Here is a 17,044-nt window from a genome sequence, read left to right on the forward strand (position 1 = left end):
CACGTCCCTGGCAGAGACGCAATGCGACGATTCATTGGCGGCCCGCCCCCCGGGCTGCATGCAAAACGGAGACAGCGCATGTCACAGCGCCCCCAAGACGCGGTTTCGCGTCGCCCATCGAAAGCCGGCGCGGTTCTGCGCGTGACGGCCGGCAACTTCCTCGAGCAGTTCGATTTCTTCCTGTTCGGTTTCTACGCCACCCAGATCTCTCGCGTCTTCTTCCCGACGGACAGCGAATTCGCATCGCTCATGCTGACCTTTGCCGTTTTCGGCGCGGGTTTCCTGATGCGCCCGCTCGGCGCCATCGTGCTGGGCGCGTACATCGATAACGTCGGCCGTCGCAAAGGGCTGGTCACCACGCTGGCCATCATGGCGAGCGGCACCATTCTCATCGCCTTCGTGCCGGGTTACGAAACCATCGGTCTGGCCGCGCCGGTGCTGGTGCTGATCGGCCGTCTGCTGCAAGGCTTCTCGGCCGGTGCCGAACTGGGCGGTGTGTCCGTGTATCTGGCGGAAATCGCCGCGCCGGGCCGTAAGGGCTTTTACACGAGCTGGCAGTCCGCGAGCCAGCAGGTCGCCATCGTGGTCTCGGCGGGCCTTGGCTTTGTGCTCTCGCTCACGTTGACGGCGCAAGAGATTGCCTCGTGGGGCTGGCGCCTGCCGTTCCTCGTGGGCTGCATGATCGTGCCGGTGATCTTCGCGCTGCGCCGCTCGCTTCAGGAGAGCGAGGAGTTCAAGCAACGCAAGCATCACCCGTCGGTCGGCGAAGTATTCCGTTCGATGGCCGCCAATGCCGGCGTGGTGCTCGGCGGCACGATGCTCGTGGCGCTGACCACGACGGCGTTCTACCTGATTACCGTCTACGCACCGACGTTCGGCAAGAGCGTGCTGCACCTCTCGAGCGCCGATGCGCTGCTCGTCACGCTGTGCGTGGGCGTGTCGAACTTCATCTGGCTGCCGATCGGCGGCACGCTCTCCGACCGCATTGGCCGTCGTCCGGTGCTGCTGCTCTTCGCGGGCCTCACGCTGGTGAGCGCCTATCCGGTTCTGTCGTTCCTCGTGCAGGCGCCGAGCTTTACGCGCATGCTGATCGCGTTGCTGTGGCTCTCGTTCCTGTACGGCATGTACAACGGCGCGATGATCCCGGCGCTCACCGAAGTGATGCCGCCAGACGTGCGCGTGGCCGGATTCTCGCTGGCCTATAGCTTGGCGACGGCGGTTTTCGGCGGCTTCACGCCCGCATTGTCGACGTATCTGATCCATGCCACGGGCGACAAGGCTGCGCCGGGTTACTGGATGAGCTTCGCCGCGCTATGCGCAATCTGTGCGACGCTGGCGCTTTATCGTGGCCGCCCCGGCGGGCAAGGCCGCACCCGTACCGAACTTGCCGCAGGCTGAGAGCGCGCGCCATGAAAAACACTTCCATCTCTGTGCGCACGAGCGCAGCCCGACGCCTGTTTGCCACGCTCGGTGCGGGCGTCGCGATGACGGCGCTGTTCGCTGCCACATCCGCTCACGCAGAAGACCTGCGCGTGATGAACTCCGGCGGCTTCACGGCCGCGTACAAGCTGCTGCTGCCCAAGTTCGAGGCATCGAGCGGCGACCACGTCGACACAGCCTGGGGGCCGTCGATGGGCAAAGCGCCGGAGGCGATCCCGAATCGTCTGGCGCGGGGTGAGTCGGCCGACGTCGTCATCATGGTCGGTTACGCGCTCGACGATCTCATCAAGGCGGGCAAGGTGCGCCCCGATTCGCGCGTCGATCTGGCAGATTCGCGTATCGGTGTCGTCGTCAAAGCGGGCGACACCGTGCCGGATGTCAGCACCCCCGAGAAGCTGAAGGCGGCGCTGCTGGCCGCGAAGTCGGTCGCGTACTCCGACAGCGCCAGCGGCGTGTATATCGAGCGTGAGCTCTTCAAGAAACTGGGCATCGCCGAGCAGATGCAAGGCAAATCGGTGATGGTGCAGAAGACGCCCGTCGCCGAGAAGGTGGCCGCCGGCGACTACGCACTGGGATTGCAACAGGTGAGCGAACTGCTGCCGGTCAAGGGCGCCGTGTTCGCGGGCAAGATTCCCGAGTCGCTGCAATCGGTCACGCGCTTCGCGGGCGGCGTACCGGTGAATGCGCCGCATCCTGACGAGGCGAAGAAGCTGCTGACGTACATGGCCGCGCCTGCCGTTGCAAAGGATGTCGAATCGACCGGTCTCGATCCGCTGACGCACTGATGCGCCGGGCATCGCTGAAGATGAGAACTGACGTATTTCCACCGCCGTGGCGGACTTAATTTTCCCCTCGGCATCCTTGGCGGGTTTGACCGACAATGGCGTGACAGACAACGGCGTCGCACCGATCGACGCCACCGCCAAGGAGATAGACGCATGGCCATCGTGCCAGACCTGCCCCCCATGGCTGCCCAAACGAGTGCAGCCGCAGCCAACACCACGGCTACCCCCGACACTCCCCTGAACGATATCGTCGCGCTCGACGCGCTCGCACTGTCCAGCGCCATTCGCACGCGTCAGGTTTCGTGCCGTGAGGTGATGCAGGCCTATCTCACTCATATTGCGCAGTACAACCCGGCGGTCAACGCCATCGTGTCGCTGCGAGATGCCGACGCGTTGCTGGCGCAGGCCGACGAGCGCGACCGGCAACTGGCGAACGGTCAGTATCTTGGCTGGATGCACGGCATGCCGCACGCGGTGAAGGATATGGCCGCCTGTGCCGGATTTCCCACACGCAAGGGCTCGCCTCTGACGTCGGCAGCCCCCGACACGCAGGACAGCATCAGCGTCGCGCGCATCCGCGCTGCGGGCGCGATTTTCATCGGCAAGACCAATGTTTCCGAGTTCGGACTGGGTTCGCACAGCTACAACCCGGTCTTCGGCACCACGCGTAACGCCTACGACACAACGCGCATCGCCGGTGGCAGCAGCGGCGGGGCAGGCAGTGCGCTGGCGCTGCGCCTGCTGCCGGTGGCGGACGGCAGCGACATGATGGGATCGCTGCGCAACCCGGCGGCGTTCGGCAACGTGTACGGCATGCGGCCGTCGCAGGGCCGTGTGCCGTATGGCCCGACACCCGAAGTCTTCGTCCAGCAACTGAGCACCGAAGGGCCGATGGGCCGAACGGTGGCCGACGTCGCCCAATTGCTCGCAACGCAGGCCGGCTACGACGCGCGAAGCCCGCTTTCGCTCGCTGGCGAGACGCCGCCGTTCGCGAGTGCGCTATCGCGTGACGTGAAGGGCGTGAAGCTGGGCTGGCTCGGCGACTACGGCGGTTATCTGCCGATGGAAGACGGCGTGATGGCGTTGTGCGAAGCATCGTTGCGCGACTTCACGGCGATGGGATGCGAAGTGGCGCCGTGCATGCCCGACTTTGCACCGGACCGGCTGTGGCAGACGTGGCTTACGCTGCGTCACTGGCTCGTGAACGGTTCGCTGGGCGCGATGTATGCCGACCCGGCACGTCGCGACAAGCTCAAGCCGGAGGCGCAATGGGAAGTCGCGGGAGGCGACGCGTTGCGCGCTGCCGACGTGTTTCGCGCGAGCGTCGATCGCAGTGAGTGGTACCGCTCGCTCGCACGATTGTTCGAGCGTTACGACTTCCTGTTGTTGCCGTCGGCGCAAATGTTCCCGTTCGATGCGCAAATGCACTGGCCGACGTCCTTGGCGGGCAAGCCGATGGACACCTACCACCGGTGGATGGAAGTCGTGATCGGGCCGACGCTGGCCGGGTTGCCGGCGATCAGCGTGCCGGTCGGGTTCGATGCACGCGGTTTGCCGATGGGACTGCAAATCATCGGACCCGCGCAAGCGGATCTTGCCGTGCTGCAACTGGCACACGCCTACGAGCAGCAAACGCAGTGGGTACGCCGCCATCTGCCGCCGATGCTCACTGGCGCCGTGCGGGCCTGACGGCCCTGCGAGGATGTGCCTGGACGTGCGGGCGGCGCTCCGGCCGATTCCGGCTTACCGGGCGCGCGCGGCCTGCGCTTTCGCGCGCAGCGGCCGCAGCAATTCACCCAAGGCGTTGTGATCGATCTCGTGCATGAGGGCGAGCAGGCGGCCGATCTCGCCCGGCGGGAAACCTTCGCGGGCGAACCAGCTCAGGTAGTTGCCCGGCAGATCGGCGATGTAGGTGCCTTTGTGTTTGCCGAATGGCATGGGCGTCGTGACGAGGCGCATCAGCGCGTCGGCGTCGAAGTCGAGCATGGCGAAAGGGCGCGGCGTGACGCGCACGCAAGTGAGACGGAAAGCGTCACGCTACCACAGGCGGCACTCGTCGCGCTGGCGGCCATAACCGCTACGCGATCATGTTTCGGATGCAGAACGCTAAAAAGCCCGAAACACGGGTGCGTAAAATCGAGGCGTTCAACAGCACGCTGAATCGCGGCGAAACCATTCATCCGTAGGCCAGGAAGGTCGATCGTTGTTGAAGGCCACCGGACGACGCCGCGCACTATTCGCTCGTGATTGGCTGCTACGAAAACCCATTTGAGTGTCGGATTCTGGCTGTGGATTCCCCCGGTCAATGCAACACACTAGGCTTGCACCAGCAAGATCTCAATTCGCTCCTTTCCTCGCCCCGTATTTTTGCGTTTGAGTTTCACCGCACCAATCTCGCGAGTCGATTTTGGATGCGTGCCTCCACATGCCATCATCGCAAAGCCATCGACTTTCCAGTATCTTCGCTGTGTTTGGACGTCGCTGAAACCTGTGAGGATAGGGAGGTCGCGCGACGTCAAGTTCGCTGCCTCTAATTCGATCTCGGGAAACAACGGTGCCAGGCTGACATCGCTCGCGAAATCGATGCGCGCCTTATCTTGTGCGATGTGGGCGCCGATGCGCTCGATGCCCGGGCGTAGCCGATATACCAACTGCAAGACCATTTCTGCGGCAAAGTGCAGGCGCATCAGACGATAGCGCCGCTCCCAGTCAATTCGCCATGTGGCGCAGTCCCCCACACGTAGCGAATGGTCGTGCGGCAAGGTATAAACGATTTCCAGACCAAGCTTTTCGGCCTTGATAACCGGGTATCCGCCAAGCGAACCATAATCGCTCTCCTGGCCGCCGGAGAACGCAAAAAATATCGTCGACTCGACCTGGACTTGCTCACCGTCAACTTGACTGACGATGGTATCCAGCGTTGTTTTGTAAGGTTCGTCCCAGAAAATTTTTCGCATCATGATCTGACCGATCCTGTTCTTTCCCAAAAAGGTTCATAGGGTAATCGAGCCGGACTTGAGTGGCTTGTACGATCTTGCGATCGGCGTCCGTTCCTCATTGCAACATCACCTGCGTGGTGTTCGTGGACTGCTGCCGGGATCGTAAGCACTTCTGGCCTATGGACTGCTGCCGGAATTAAGACACTTTCCAGCCTCACGCCGAAGCGCGTTCAAAGTCGATCTTAGACTGAGTATCCCAACAATTCCCGCGACGGCTCATGCGCTGGCGTGCATGGCGGAGCTTTCCCCGCCCTCCGCTGCCGCCATCAGGCCTTGATGGGAAAGCGCCGGTCAAACGTAGTCTTCACGTCGAGCGGTTGCCGGAGCAAGCCGACTTGCGAGTAAAAGTCGGCCGTACGCTGTTGCTCTGCGACGAGCGCGTCGTCGATGTTGCGCCATTTCGTGGCACGTCGCGAGAACTGTAGTTTCGCGGCCTCGGGCGGGATGCCGACGATACGCGCCATGGCCGCAGAGAATGCATCGACATGCTGATAGGACCAGACCTGGGCACGCACGGCACGCGCGAGGAAATCGCGCAGCACGTCCTGTTTGCTCGCGATGGCGGTGTCGGTCGCCGCGAGATAGCTCAACCCCGACCAGAGTCCGCGTCCGTTCACAAGCACGCGTCCGCGCCCGGTGGTCTCCGCCACGGCGGTGTAGGGCTCCCATGTCGCCCATGCGTCGACCGAGCCGCTGGCCAGCGCGGTGATGGTGTCGGCTGGCGGCAGGAAGCGGAAGTTGACGTCGTTCGGTGCCAGACCGGCGGCGGCGAGCGCCTTGAGCGTGACGAAGTGACCGATGGAGCCTCTCGTCGTGCCGATGTTTTTGCCCTTGAGGTCGGTGGCGGTGCGCAGCGTGGCGTCTGGCCGCACGATCACGGCGGTGCCGTACGCATCGGAGCGATTGGCCCCGATGATCTTGATGGCGGCACCCGCCGACAGCGCAAAGATCACCGGCGCGTCGCCGATCGGACCGCAATCGACGGCACCCGCATTGAGCGCTTCGGCCAGCGGTGCGGCGGCGGGGAACTCGGTCCACTGAATGTCGTAGGGCAATGCCTTGAGTTCGTCTGCGGCTTCGAGCAGCGCACGCAGACCGCCTTTCTGATCGCCAGCCTTGAGGATCGGGCGGCCGGACTGCGCGTAAGACACACCGGGCAGCGCGAGTGTGGTCAGCGCACCCGCCGCACCGGTGGTCGTGACGTATTGGAGAAAGCGGCGTCGGGAAATCGTCATGATGAATGCCTGTGGTGGATTGGAAAAGGGGAAGTCCGGTGCGGACGCTGAGCGATGGCTAGTGCACGAAGCCGCCTTTGACGAAGCGCACGGGGTCGTCGTCCATTTGGCGCAGCGCGGTGGTGAGCGGGTCTGCGCGAAGGGCCGCCAGAGCGCCGTCCGGCAGGGCGGTCGACGTTGTGCACATCAGGCCGCCGTCGGCCCAGCCCCGGCGGCCGGCGGGGGCGAGGGCGCGCAACCAGCCGTCACGGTCTGCCAGCCATTCGGTGCCTGCGACGCTTGACGGGGAAGCCCCGGCAATCTGTGCGAAGACCTGCCATGCCTCGGGGTCATCGGCCACGCAGTCGGCTCGCGCACCGAACAGGGTTGTGACATTGGCCGCCGGCGTGCGCTCCGGACGTTGCGCTGCCACCTTGCGAATGCCGGCCCCTTGATGTGGTGACGGGCTATTGCGCTCGACCAGCAGGGTGAGGAAACGCGGGTCTTCAAACGGGGGCGGATGATCGGCATCGACTGCGACGACGCGCACCCGCTGATTGCCGCGCCACACGGCGATATTCCGGGTGGGGCCGTTGGCGCACCTCACTGCGAGGGAGGGCAATGCAATCGGCACGGGCCAACTGCCGCCAGCGGCCATACCGGCCGACGCCGAGAGCACGCGCATGTAATCGAGTGCGGCCCAGATTTCGCGATCGCTCAGCCGTCCGGCGAAGCCGGGCATCGTCATGCCCCCATCGTCGCGCATGCCATACAACACATGCCAGAACAGTTCACCGTCCGCGCGGCGGCTTAGTAAGGCGCTCGCCATGGTCGGCGGCCAACGGTGCAACGTGGAGGCCAGCGGGCCTTCGCCGCGTCCGTCGGCGCCGTGACATACAACGCACTGGGCCGCATACACACGTGAGCCTCGCGAGATGCTCTGCACGGTGAAGCCCGTCGGGCTCGTATGGAAACTGGTCGGCACGGCGGCCGTCAGCCAAAGCGATGGAGACGGCCATGGGGCCAGCACAAGTGCGCCAAGGGCGGCGGCGAGCAGCCAGCGCCACGCGCGTCGCCAGAACAGCGCCAGCAGCACGCAGGCGAGCGCAAACGCGATGGCCGCGAGCATCCCGCCGAACTGACGGGCGAGGGCAACGTCGATGACGAGATTTTCCCCGGCGATGCGCACGTCCCACGGCCACGCCAGCGCGCCATGCGAGTCGCCGGTGATGCCGAGCGCATAGAGCGTGTCCAGCCCGGCGGACTGCACGAACTGAAGGGCTTGCAGCAGGGCGTTAAGCCAGAGATGCGAGGGGGGCGACGTCATCGGGCGCGCTCCGCCGGGACGCGCTCCGATGACGCCGATAACGCCGATGACGGCCGGTACGTCGACTTCATTCGCTTCGTGACACCACGACCTGCGCGATTACCAGCTTGCATCGAGCCCCAGGTGTCGGAGCGCTTCGTGGCGCAGTTCGGTAATGCGCGCGTCGCCGCGATGGCGCGGATAGGGCAGATCGACACGTAGCTCCGCCACGATCTTCGCCGGGCGCGGGCTGAACACGATTACGCGTTGCGCCAGGAAGAGGGCTTCCTCGACATCGTGCGTGACGAGCAGCGCCGAGAAACCGGCGCGTTGCCACAGATCGACCAGTTCGCTTTGCATCGCCAGGCGCGTGAGCGAGTCGAGTTTGCCGAGCGGCTCGTCGAGCACCAGCAGACGCGGGTCGTTGACGAGCGCCCGGGCGAGTGCCACGCGCTGCGCCATACCGCCGGAGAGTTGATGCGGAAACGCATCGGCAAACTCCGAAAGGCCCACGCGTGCGAGCGCTGCGTCGACTCGCTGGCGTTCCTTGCCGAGCACGCCGCGGGCTTGCAGACCGAGTGCGACGTTATCGCGCACGCGCCGCCACGGGTAAAGCGTCGGGTCCTGAAACACCACGATGCGCGACGGATCGGGACGCGTAATCGCCGTGCCGTCCTGCGTGATCGTGCCGCGTGTCGCGGTCTCGAGTCCGGCAACGAGGCGCAGCAACGTGGACTTGCCGCAGCCGCTTGGGCCGAGCAACGCCACGAACTCGCCGGGCGCGACGCTCAAGTTTACCCCGTCGAGCACTTGCAACGGCGCCTGCCGCGTGCCGAACCAATGATCGACGCCGCGAATATCGATCCGCGCGCCGGTGTCGTTCGCGGAGGCGGCGCTGTCGCTCGCGGGATGAGACGCCGGAGCGCCGGCGTCCCGCGGGTCGAGTGTAGGAGAAGACGTTGCGGCGCTTACCATTTGACGGTTCCTTTCTGCCACGCAAGCGCGCGGTCACGCACGGTGAAGAGCAGCGTAATGACACCGGAGAAGAGCAATGCCATGACGATCAGGGCGGCGTACATGTTCACGTAGGAGGCCCAGCCCTGCGCCCACGTGAGGTACCAGCCGAGGCCGGACTTCACGCCCATCATCTCGGCGGTGACGAGCACCGAGAACGATGCCCCAAGCCCCATGAAAAGACCGACGAAAACGTTGGGTAGCGCAGCGGGAATCGCGACGCGCAGCACCAGAAATGCATCCGACGCGCCGAGCGTGCGGGCAACGTCGTAGTAACTCTTGTTCACCCCTGCGACGCCTGACCACGTGAGCACCGCGACAGGAAATGCCGTCGACAGCGCGATCAGGAACGTTGCGGCCGAATAGCTCGACGGAAAGAAGTAGAACGTGAGCGGCAGCAGGGCGGTGGCAGGCACCGGGCCCAGTACGCGCAGTACCGGATGGACCCAGTAACCGATCGCGCGAGACCAGCCGATCGACACACCGATCAGAAAGCCTGCGATGGCACCGAGTCCGAAGCCGATGCCGAGCAGCTTGAGCGTGTTCACGGCGCTGTCGCCGAGGCGTCGCCAATCGTCCGTATAGACCTCGATGAGGGCTTGCGGCGGGGCGAAGAACGGCGTGGGCAGCGATCCGGTCTTTGCGGTGAGGATTTCCCACGCGGCCAGCACGAGCGCGATGGCGACGAGCCACGGGCCCGCACCGGTAAGTGCTTCGCGCAAACGCAGCAACGGCGGGGTGGCGCGGCCTGCGACCGACAGCACAGCGAGTATGGCGGCGGCGACGAGTGCGAACGCGCCCAGTTCGTCGGTAAAGGCCCAGTCGGAGAAGCCCACGATCTTGTTGGGCCAGCGCAGCGTGAGCGCGCCGAAGGCGGCCCATGCGAGCGCGGCGGCGAATCCGGTGCCCCACAAGGCGGGCGTGCGGGGGGCGGCGAAGCGTTGATCGATGTCGGTGTCGTCGAAGCGGGGCACGGGCACACGCAGCGTTGTGCCCGCCGTCTGTTCGGCGAGTTCCAGTGCGCCGGCAGGAGAGGCCCCGCGTAGCGCAGCGTTGTCGAGAATGGCACTCATGGTCGTTTATCCCAGGACATTGGCGTAGACGTGCTGCGCCAGTTTCTGCGGGTCGGTGCTCTTCTTGAGCACACCGATGCGGCGGAAGTCGTCGGCGAAGAAGGCGATTTCATCGCGCAGGTCTGCGCCGGTCGGATGGTGCGAGTAGGTGAGCGTTGCGTACAGCTTGCGCAGGTCTTCGGGGCTGATCTTCGGCGAATACTTGGCGAAGATCTTCGCGGCCTCGTTCGGGTTCTCGTTCACGAACTCGGTGGCTTGCACGATGGAGCGTGCGAGCGCGCTAGCTGCTGCGCGGTCGTTGCGCACCAGTTCCCCGCGCGCGCCGATTACGCAGCACACCTTGCGGGCGTATTCGCCGCTCAGGTTGGTGGCCAGTTCGACGTACGCGCCCTTGGTGCGTTTCTCCAGCAGATACAGATTCGGGTCGCCGTCGGCAATCGCCTGAATCTCGCCCTTGTCGACGGCCACGCCAAGCAGGTCGGCCGGGTACTGACGCCAGGTGATGTCGCGCTCGGCGTCGATGCCGTTCTTGGCGAGCAGGATCTGGAAGAAGTGTTTGCCCGGTGCGGCAAGGTCGGAGACGCCGATGGTCTTGCCCTTGAGCGCGGCGAGCGACGTCACGCCAGCGGCCTTCGCGCCCAGCAAGCGCACGCAGCCGCCGTGCGAACTGCCGATGATCTTCACGTCGAAACCGGCTTCGAGCGGCTTGAGCCAGCGGTGGATCATGCCGACGGCGGCGTCTGCCTTGCCGGTGGCAATCGATTCGAGCAACTGGTCGGTCGAGCCGCTGTAGTTGATCAGGTCGACTTGCAGGCCGTTCTTCTCGAAGAAGCCGCGTTCCTGCGCGGCGACGATCGGCGTGAGGCAGAACGAGTTCTGATTCCAGGCGAACGTGAGCTTGCGCGGTTGCGACCACGCACGGCGTCCGAGCAAGAGGGCCGGGGCGGCCAGTGCGGCGGCCGTGCCCGCGCGCAGCACCTTGCGGCGGCCGGGGTGAACTTCGTGTTGCGTCGTGACTTCCGAGCCGTTGGCGGTGTGACGAAACTTCATGGATACGACTCCCCTGATGATTTCTGATGTTTGTGTGCGGGTAGCGAAATGGGGCGCGTGAGGCACGCCCCGCGACGTCAGTCGAGCAGATCCGGCTCGGCGGCAACCAGTCCTTCGTAGAGGCTTTCGAACGAGTACAGCGCGCCTTCCGGGCCGCCGACCTGACTGTGCGTGTGGCGCGCCGTCGCATCGTCGATCGGCTGCGGCGTGCCGGCGGCTTGCGCGAGCAACTGCGTGTGCGCGGCGTTCTCGAGGGCGATGTACCACCATGCGGCGGCCTCGACAGTCGGGCCCGCTGTGAGAATGCCGTGGTTCTTGAGAATGACGCCCTTGACCGTGCCGCTGCCGTCGGGCTTGTTCAGCGCGCGGGCGATACGGTTGCCTTCGCTGTCGTCGACCACCATGCCGGTGAAGTCGTCGAACAGTGCGTGGTCTTCGAAGAAACCGCACGAATCCTGCGTGAGCGGATCAAGCGCGCGTCCGAGCGTCGACCATGCCTTGCCGTAGGTCGAGTGCGTGTGTGCGGCGGCAACGAGATGCGGATGGGCCTCGTGAATGGCGGCATGGATCGCGAACGCCGCCTTGTTGAGCGGCTTGTCGCCCACGACCGTCTCGCCCCTGGCATTGACAAGCAGCAGATCGGATACCTTGATGCGCGAGAAGTGCACGCCCAGCGGATTGACCCAGAAGTGGTCGGTCAGCTCGGGATCTCGCGCCGTGATGTGTCCGGCCAGTCCGAGGTCGAAGCCGTGGCGCGCGAAGATGCGAAACGCGGCGGCCAGACGTGTCTGGCGGTGGCGGCGCTCGGCAAGCACATCGTTGCGCACCGGCGGCGCGTCGAACCAGAAGCGCTGCTGCGGCGCGGCGTTGAGCACGAGCCCGGTGGGCGTGGTGCGTGTCGGGGCGGGGGTGGACGTCGAGCGTGCGAACGTATGCGTGTCGACGGGCAGAACGGCAGCCATGGGCAGTCTCTCCTTAATCAGGCCGCGCGGCGCGTGGCGTCGTTTTGACGATCGCGTTCGGCCACCAGGGTGCGCAGACGCGGAATGAGTTCGCGGCCATAGTCGATGGCGTCGCCCAGCGGATCGAAGCCGCGAATGAGGAACGTCGTCACACCGAGGTCGTAATAATCGAGCAGCGCGTCGGCGACTTGCTCGGGCGTGCCGACGAGCGCGGTCGAGTTCGAGCGTCCGCCGATGAGTTTGGCGATCTCCGTCCACAGCACCTTGTCGAGGCGCGCCCCCTTATCGGCGGCAGCGAGCAGGCGTCGTGCGCCTTCGCTTTGCAGCGCCGAACCTTGCGGCAGGCCAGCGGCTTCTCGAATGGCTTTCGCCTGTGCGAGAATTTGATCGGCGCGCGCCCAGGCCTTTGCTTCGGTCTCGCCGAGAATCGGGCGGAACGACACCGAGAAGCGCGGCACGCGGCCGTGCACTGCGGCGGCCGTGCGTACGCGCGTGGTGATGTCGCGCACCTGATCGAGCGATTCGCCCCACAGGGCATAGATATCTGCGTGCTTGGCGGCGACTTCCAGCGCGGCTTCCGACGCACCGCCGAAGAAGATCGGCACGTGTGGTTGTTGCACCGGCTTGACCTCCGAGAAGCCCTGCTTGAAGCGGTAATACGTGCCGTCATGGTCGAACGGGCGGTCTTCAGTCCAGATGCGACGCAGGATGCTCAGATACTCGTCGGTACGCGCGTAGCGCTCGTCATGCGAGAGAAAGTCGCCGTCGCGTTGCTGTTCGTCATCGGAGCCGCCCGAGATGAAGTGAACGCCGAGACGGCCGCCGCTGAACTGATCGAGCGTGGCGATCTGGCGCGCGGCCAGCGTCGGCGCGACGAAGCCCGGGCGGTGCGCGAGCATGAAGTGGATGTTCTCGGTCACGGTCGTCGCGTAGGCGATCGTGAGCGTGGCGGACGGGCTGGTGGAATGGTGCGGTACGAGAATGCGGTCGAAGCCGGACTGCTCGTGGGCGCGGGCGAAATTACGCACGTAGTCGCGGTCGACCGCCGGGCCGTTTTGCGGATGAATTTCGGATTGCTTACTGCTTTGAATCATGCCGATGATCTCGACGCTCATGAACGCTCTCCTTATTTGGGGCAGGACGCGTGCACGGCGACGTGGGTCGGTTTGCGCTACACGCCCATCGATCGGAAACAGACGGTGAACGTGAGTGAGCCTACGCAAACAATTCGCGGCCGTTAAATAATCATTTCCGCAAAGATTATTCGATATGGATGGTTGGGCGAGGCTGAGCCGGGCCTTACGCTATGGGCACTGCGTAAGAAGGCACGCGCTGTGCCAAACGCGTATTTGCTTATTCCAAAAGCCATGTCTTCTCTTGGTCAATCGCCGTTGCTGTCCGACGCGTTGCCGTCGCCAGCGAACCAGGCGCCGTCCGGCGCGGTGCTACCTCTGCCGCGGGCCGATGGTCCGGCACGTCTTGCGCAACTGGCTGCCTTGCTGCCTCCCATTACACGCACGCTCGCCGAGCGTGCGGCGGCGCTCGACCGCGAGGCACGCTTCCCGTTCGAGAACTTCGCCCTGTTGCATCGTCACGGGCTGATTGCCGAAATCGTGCCGCGTGCGCAGGGCGGCGGTGGTGGCGGGCTGGTCGCGGCGCGGCGCATCGTCGGCGCCGTTGCGGCGGGCGAATCGGCCACCGCGCTCGTGCTGACGATGACCTACCTTCAGCACCGCTCGCTCGTCCGGACGAGCACGCACTGGCCCGAGGCGCAACGACGTGCGGTTTTCGACAGTGCGGTGCGCGACGGCGCGTTGATCAATGCGCTGCGCGTCGAGCCCGATCTGGGCACGCCAGCCCGGGGCGGCTTGCCGTCCACAATTGCACGACGTACCGAGTCCGGCTGGCGGCTGTCTGGCCGCAAGCTCTACTGCACCGGCATTCCGGCGTTACGCTGGTTGTCGGTCTGGGCACGAACCGACGAACCGGAGCCGCGTGTCGGGGTATTTCTCGTGCCGCGTCCTGATGGTCCGCAGGCGCTGCCCGACCGGCCCGGTATTCGCGTCATTCAGAACTGGGATCACCTTGGGCTGCGCGCGTCGGGCAGTCACGAAGTCGTTCTTGAAGATGTCGACCTGCCTTTCGGCAATGCTGTCGATATTCGCTTGCCCCATGAGTGGGCGCCGGCGGGCATCGGTCAGCCGGATAACGACGCGCACATCGAACAACAGGCGTGGATGAGCGTGTTGCTGGGCACCCTCTATGACGCGGTGGCGCGCGCGGGTGTCGATTGGCTCGTGACGTTCCTGAACACGCGCGTGCCGGGTAATCTTGGCGCGCCGCTCGCCAGCGTGCCACGCATTCAGGAGACGGTGGGCGAGATTGCGACATTGCTGCATGTGAACCAGCGATTGCTCGATGGGGCGGCCGAGTCGGCTGACGCCGGCGTGCCGGATGACGACATCGCCAGCGGTGCGTTAAAGTTCACGGTAACGGGCAATGCCATTCGGGTTCTCGAACTCGCTTTGCAGCTCTCTGGCAATCATGGACTTTCGCGCAACAATCCGCTTGAGCGTTACCACCGCGACGTGCTGTGCAGCCGCATTCACACGCCGCAAAACGACACCATTCTGGGCGCTGCCGGCCGGCGGGCGCTCGCTGCTTTCCGGGAATCCGTATGACCGCCATTTTGGATGGCATCGCACTGAGCGGTGATGTGCCCGACCATGATTACGAAGCGCTCGATCCGCTGCGCAACTTTGTTGCCGCATTCTCGCGACTGCTAGAACGCCGTCCGCACGAGACGACGCTCCTTGAAGAGGGCGCCGGGCTGCTCGCCCAATTGGTCGCTCGCGACGACTGGCTGCCCGAGGCGTTCGCGACCCCGCATCCCGATCACTATCAGCAATACCTGCTGCATTGCGATTCCGCACAGCGTTTTTCCATCGTGAGTTTCGTATGGGGGCCGGGGCAGCGCACACCGATTCACGACCACACCGTGTGGGGCCTGATCGGCATGCTGCGCGGCGCGGAGGACTCCCTGCCTTACGTGCTCGACGCAAAGGGCGTGCCTGTCATTGCGGGCGAGCCGGTGCGTTTGTCGCCGGGCGACGTGGAGGTGTTGTCGCCGCGTCTGGGGGACATTCACCGTGTGACCAACGCCTACGCCGACCGGGTGTCGGTGAGCATTCACGTGTATGGCGCCAACATTGGTGCGGTGCATCGCAGCGTGTTCACCGAGTCGGGCGAGCGCAAAGGCTTCGTCTCCGGCTATGCGAACGCGCAGTTACCGAACCCTTGGGGCAGAGCGGCGCCACGCGTCTGAGACCGGCGCGCCCATCAGCCGTACTGCACATGCCGCAGTGCACCACATGGTGTGCCACTTGTGCGGGGCCCTTCTGCGACAATGGCCGCTGGCATACGCAGACGGGGCACCTCGCCGTGCCGACACACGATACCGAAGCAACGTTCGACGAATTCAAGGAACCACCGTGTCCGCTCACTCGACTGACGCGCCGTCGCAGACGGCTGACCAGGCGCTCGCCGCCGCCGATTTCACCTTCCCCGAACTGACCTTTGCCGACGTGCGCGCCGCGTTGCTCGCGCGCGAGGAAATTGCTCTGCTCGACGTCCGTGAAGAAGATCCGTATGCGCAGACACATCCGTTGTGGGCTGCGAATCTTCCGCTCTCGCGTGTAGAAATCGACGCATGGGCGCGCATTCCGCGACGCGACACACGGGTCGTCGTGTACGGCGAGCACAACGCTCAGGATCTCGCGCCGTTCGCAGCGAGTGTGCTTCGCAAACTGGGCTACACGAACGTCAATTTGCTCGCGGGCGGCCTCGACGGCTGGATTGCTGCGGGCGGTGAAGTGTTCCGCGACGTCAACGTGCCGAGCAAGGCTTTTGGCGAGTGGGTCGAGGGATTGCGTCATACGCCGTCGCTGTCGGCGCAGGAAGTGCAGGCACTGCTCGATGCCGATGCCGATATGGTCGTTGTCGACGCGCGCCGCTTCGACGAATACCAGACCATGAACGTTCCCGGTTCGACGAGCGTGCCCGGTGCCGAATTGGTGCTGCGTGTTCGTGAACTCGCACCGGATCCGGCCACGCGCGTGATCGTCAACTGCGCGGGGCGCACGCGAAGCATCATCGGCACGCAATCGCTCGTCAATGCCGGATTGCCGAATCCGGTGGCGGCATTGCGCAACGGCACCATTGGCTGGACGCTGGCCGGTCAGACCCTCGAGCGAGGGGCGGATCGCCGTCATCCGTCCACCGTGCGTGAAGCGACACTGGCGGTTGCGCGGGAGGGGGCGAGAGCCGTTGCCGATCGTGCCGGGGTACGCCGCATCGCGCTAGCCGACGTGGCGTCGCTGAATGCGCCGGGGCGCACCGTGTATCGCTTTGACGTGCGCACGCCGGAAGAATATGAAGCGGGGCACTTGCCTGACTTTGCGAGTGCGCCGGGTGGGCAACTCGTGCAGGAGACCGACCATCAGGTGCCGGTGCGTGGCGCGTGGATCGTGTTGGCGGACGACGATGGCGTGCGTGCCGATATGACCGGTTCGTGGCTGGCGCAGATGGGCTGGACCGTGTACGTGGTCGAACCGCACAGCGCCGAGGCGCGCAGTGCGCGGGGTGGCTGGCCATTGCATACGCCGAGCGCGCCTGACGTGGCGACCGTCTCGCCCGCGTTGCTGGCGCGGTGGCTCGACGAGGCGGTGCCGGGGCAGGTCGCGATGCTCGACTTCACGTCCGGTGTCAATTACGTCAAACGTCACATACCGGGCGCGTGGTTCGTCATTCGTGCGCGGCTGGCTGAGGCGTTGCGCAAGATCGGACCTGCACAGCGTTACGTGCTCACCTGCGGCTCGAGCTTGCTCGCGCGCTTTGCGGCTGCGGATCTGCGACGTCTGAGCGATGCCGAGATCGTGGTGCTCGATGGTGGTACGCAGGCGTGGATCAATGCCGGACTGCCGTTGGAGTCGGGCGAGACGCGACTGGCCAGTGTGCGTGATGATCGATATCGCCGTCCGTATGAAGGCACCGATAACGCTGCTGAGGCGATGCAGGCATATCTCGACTGGGAGTTTGGGCTCGTCGATCAACTGCATCGAGACGGCACGCACCACTTTCAGGTGGTGTGACGGGCCTTGTCGAGGGAAAACGGGAGATGCAGGCGGCGACGGGCGGGCGGC

15 protein-coding genes and 1 pseudogene are annotated in these 17,044 nt (G+C 65.0%); 7 read left to right on the forward strand and 9 right to left on the reverse strand.

Features of this window, described 5'->3' with window-relative positions; all coding sequences use genetic code 11:
- The first annotated feature begins 78 nt into the window (after positions 1-78).
- The 3 genes from PCO31110_RS18595 to PCO31110_RS18605 all read left to right on the forward strand — a co-directional run bounded on the left by PCO31110_RS18595 (position 79) and on the right by PCO31110_RS18605 (position 3,914).
- Positions 79-1,398, forward strand: coding sequence for an MFS transporter (locus tag PCO31110_RS18595; protein ID WP_150691114.1), 1,320 nt, complete (start codon positions 79-81; stop codon positions 1,396-1,398).
- Positions 1,399-1,484: 86 nt separating this feature from the next.
- The gene (locus tag PCO31110_RS18600; RefSeq protein ID WP_051126194.1) at positions 1,485-2,225 is read left to right on the forward strand and encodes a substrate-binding domain-containing protein; all 741 of its coding nucleotides are present in this window, start codon (positions 1,485-1,487) and stop codon (positions 2,223-2,225) included.
- Positions 2,226-2,405: 180 nt separating this feature from the next.
- Positions 2,406-3,914, forward strand: coding sequence for an amidase (locus PCO31110_RS18605; RefSeq protein WP_150691233.1), 1,509 nt, complete (start codon positions 2,406-2,408; stop codon positions 3,912-3,914).
- A gap of 54 nt (positions 3,915-3,968) precedes the next feature.
- On the opposite strand, the gene PCO31110_RS18610 is transcribed toward PCO31110_RS18605, so the two are convergent.
- Positions 3,969-4,211: a DUF3820 family protein gene (locus PCO31110_RS18610; protein WP_150691115.1), complete on the reverse strand. Its 243-nt coding sequence runs from the start codon at positions 4,209-4,211 to the stop codon at positions 3,969-3,971.
- Positions 4,212-4,297: 86 nt separating this feature from the next.
- On the opposite strand from PCO31110_RS18610, the pseudogene PCO31110_RS18615 reads away from it, so the two are divergent.
- Positions 4,298-4,411, forward strand: a pseudogene (locus tag PCO31110_RS18615) (YdeI/OmpD-associated family protein); the annotation flags it as partial.
- A 129-nt stretch (positions 4,412-4,540) separates the two neighbouring features.
- Here the strand turns inward: PCO31110_RS18615 and PCO31110_RS18620 are convergent.
- The 8 genes from PCO31110_RS18620 to PCO31110_RS18655 form a co-directional block, all read right to left on the reverse strand.
- On the reverse strand, positions 4,541-5,185 hold the full coding sequence (locus tag PCO31110_RS18620; protein ID WP_150691117.1) for an alanyl-tRNA editing protein: 645 nt from the start codon (positions 5,183-5,185) through the stop codon (positions 4,541-4,543).
- Positions 5,186-5,490: 305 nt separating this feature from the next.
- Positions 5,491-6,459 (reverse strand): ABC transporter substrate-binding protein, encoded by a 969-nt coding sequence (locus PCO31110_RS18625; protein WP_150691118.1) that lies wholly within the window; start codon positions 6,457-6,459, stop codon positions 5,491-5,493.
- Between the two features lie 58 nt (positions 6,460-6,517).
- A complete protein-coding gene (locus tag PCO31110_RS18630; RefSeq protein WP_150691119.1) occupies positions 6,518-7,765 on the reverse strand; it encodes a c-type cytochrome in 1,248 nt (415 codons plus the stop codon).
- A 99-nt stretch (positions 7,766-7,864) separates the two neighbouring features.
- Positions 7,865-8,719, reverse strand: coding sequence for an ABC transporter ATP-binding protein (locus PCO31110_RS18635; protein WP_010808548.1), 855 nt, complete (start codon positions 8,717-8,719; stop codon positions 7,865-7,867).
- Complete coding sequence (locus PCO31110_RS18640) at positions 8,713-9,831, reverse strand: ABC transporter permease (RefSeq protein WP_010808549.1); 1,119 nt, start codon at positions 9,829-9,831, stop codon at positions 8,713-8,715. Before PCO31110_RS18640 ends, PCO31110_RS18635 begins: the two co-directional genes overlap by 7 nt.
- A gap of 6 nt (positions 9,832-9,837) precedes the next feature.
- Positions 9,838-10,881, reverse strand: a complete 1,044-nt coding sequence (locus tag PCO31110_RS18645; protein WP_010808550.1) for an ABC transporter substrate-binding protein — start codon at positions 10,879-10,881, stop codon at positions 9,838-9,840.
- Positions 10,882-10,958: 77 nt separating this feature from the next.
- Positions 10,959-11,843 (reverse strand): class II aldolase/adducin family protein, encoded by an 885-nt coding sequence (locus tag PCO31110_RS18650; protein ID WP_010808551.1) that lies wholly within the window; start codon positions 11,841-11,843, stop codon positions 10,959-10,961.
- Between the two features lie 17 nt (positions 11,844-11,860).
- Positions 11,861-12,958 carry an LLM class flavin-dependent oxidoreductase gene (locus PCO31110_RS18655; protein WP_150691120.1) on the reverse strand — a complete coding sequence of 366 codons (1,098 nt, stop codon included), beginning with the start codon at positions 12,956-12,958 and terminating at the stop codon, positions 11,861-11,863.
- A gap of 252 nt (positions 12,959-13,210) precedes the next feature.
- Here PCO31110_RS18655 and PCO31110_RS18660 point away from each other — a divergent pair, with 252 nt between their 5' ends.
- From PCO31110_RS18660 to PCO31110_RS18670, 3 genes are read left to right on the forward strand one after another with little or no spacing between them, the layout of a single operon-like run.
- Positions 13,211-14,524, forward strand: a complete 1,314-nt coding sequence (locus PCO31110_RS18660; protein WP_150691121.1) for an acyl-CoA dehydrogenase family protein — start codon at positions 13,211-13,213, stop codon at positions 14,522-14,524.
- On the forward strand, positions 14,521-15,168 hold the full coding sequence (locus PCO31110_RS18665; protein ID WP_010808554.1) for a cysteine dioxygenase family protein: 648 nt from the start codon (positions 14,521-14,523) through the stop codon (positions 15,166-15,168). Before PCO31110_RS18660 ends, PCO31110_RS18665 begins: the two co-directional genes overlap by 4 nt.
- Before the next feature lie 46 nt (positions 15,169-15,214).
- Positions 15,215-16,993 (forward strand): rhodanese-related sulfurtransferase, encoded by a 1,779-nt coding sequence (locus PCO31110_RS18670; RefSeq protein WP_150691122.1) that lies wholly within the window; start codon positions 15,215-15,217, stop codon positions 16,991-16,993.
- Positions 16,994-17,044 lie beyond the last annotated feature (51 nt).

It is taken from the genome of Pandoraea communis (assembly GCF_902459745.1).
GTDB lineage: Bacteria > Pseudomonadota > Gammaproteobacteria > Burkholderiales > Burkholderiaceae > Pandoraea > Pandoraea communis.

Bases quoted from the DNA above. Each gene is read 5' to 3' on its own strand.
- PCO31110_RS18620 (WP_150691117.1), bottom strand. From the start codon at position 5,185: ATGATGCGAAAAATTTTCTGGGACGAACCTTACAAAACAACGCTGGAT.
- PCO31110_RS18635 (WP_010808548.1), bottom strand. From the start codon at position 8,719: ATGGTAAGCGCCGCAACGTCTTCTCCTACACTCGACCCGCGGGACGCC.
- PCO31110_RS18665 (WP_010808554.1), top strand. From the start codon at position 14,521: ATGACCGCCATTTTGGATGGCATCGCACTGAGCGGTGATGTGCCCGAC.
- PCO31110_RS18610 (WP_150691115.1), bottom strand. From the start codon at position 4,211: ATGCTCGACTTCGACGCCGACGCGCTGATGCGCCTCGTCACGACGCCC.
- PCO31110_RS18645 (WP_010808550.1), bottom strand. From the start codon at position 10,881: ATGAAGTTTCGTCACACCGCCAACGGCTCGGAAGTCACGACGCAACAC.
- PCO31110_RS18600 (WP_051126194.1), top strand. From the start codon at position 1,485: ATGACGGCGCTGTTCGCTGCCACATCCGCTCACGCAGAAGACCTGCGC.
- PCO31110_RS18625 (WP_150691118.1), bottom strand. From the start codon at position 6,459: ATGACGATTTCCCGACGCCGCTTTCTCCAATACGTCACGACCACCGGT.
- PCO31110_RS18655 (WP_150691120.1), bottom strand. From the start codon at position 12,958: ATGAGCGTCGAGATCATCGGCATGATTCAAAGCAGTAAGCAATCCGAA.
- PCO31110_RS18605 (WP_150691233.1), top strand. From the start codon at position 2,406: ATGGCTGCCCAAACGAGTGCAGCCGCAGCCAACACCACGGCTACCCCC.
- PCO31110_RS18650 (WP_010808551.1), bottom strand. From the start codon at position 11,843: ATGGCTGCCGTTCTGCCCGTCGACACGCATACGTTCGCACGCTCGACG.
- PCO31110_RS18630 (WP_150691119.1), bottom strand. From the start codon at position 7,765: ATGACGTCGCCCCCCTCGCATCTCTGGCTTAACGCCCTGCTGCAAGCC.
- PCO31110_RS18670 (WP_150691122.1), top strand. From the start codon at position 15,215: ATGGTGTGCCACTTGTGCGGGGCCCTTCTGCGACAATGGCCGCTGGCA.
- PCO31110_RS18595 (WP_150691114.1), top strand. From the start codon at position 79: ATGTCACAGCGCCCCCAAGACGCGGTTTCGCGTCGCCCATCGAAAGCC.
- PCO31110_RS18640 (WP_010808549.1), bottom strand. From the start codon at position 9,831: ATGAGTGCCATTCTCGACAACGCTGCGCTACGCGGGGCCTCTCCTGCC.
- PCO31110_RS18660 (WP_150691121.1), top strand. From the start codon at position 13,211: ATGTCTTCTCTTGGTCAATCGCCGTTGCTGTCCGACGCGTTGCCGTCG.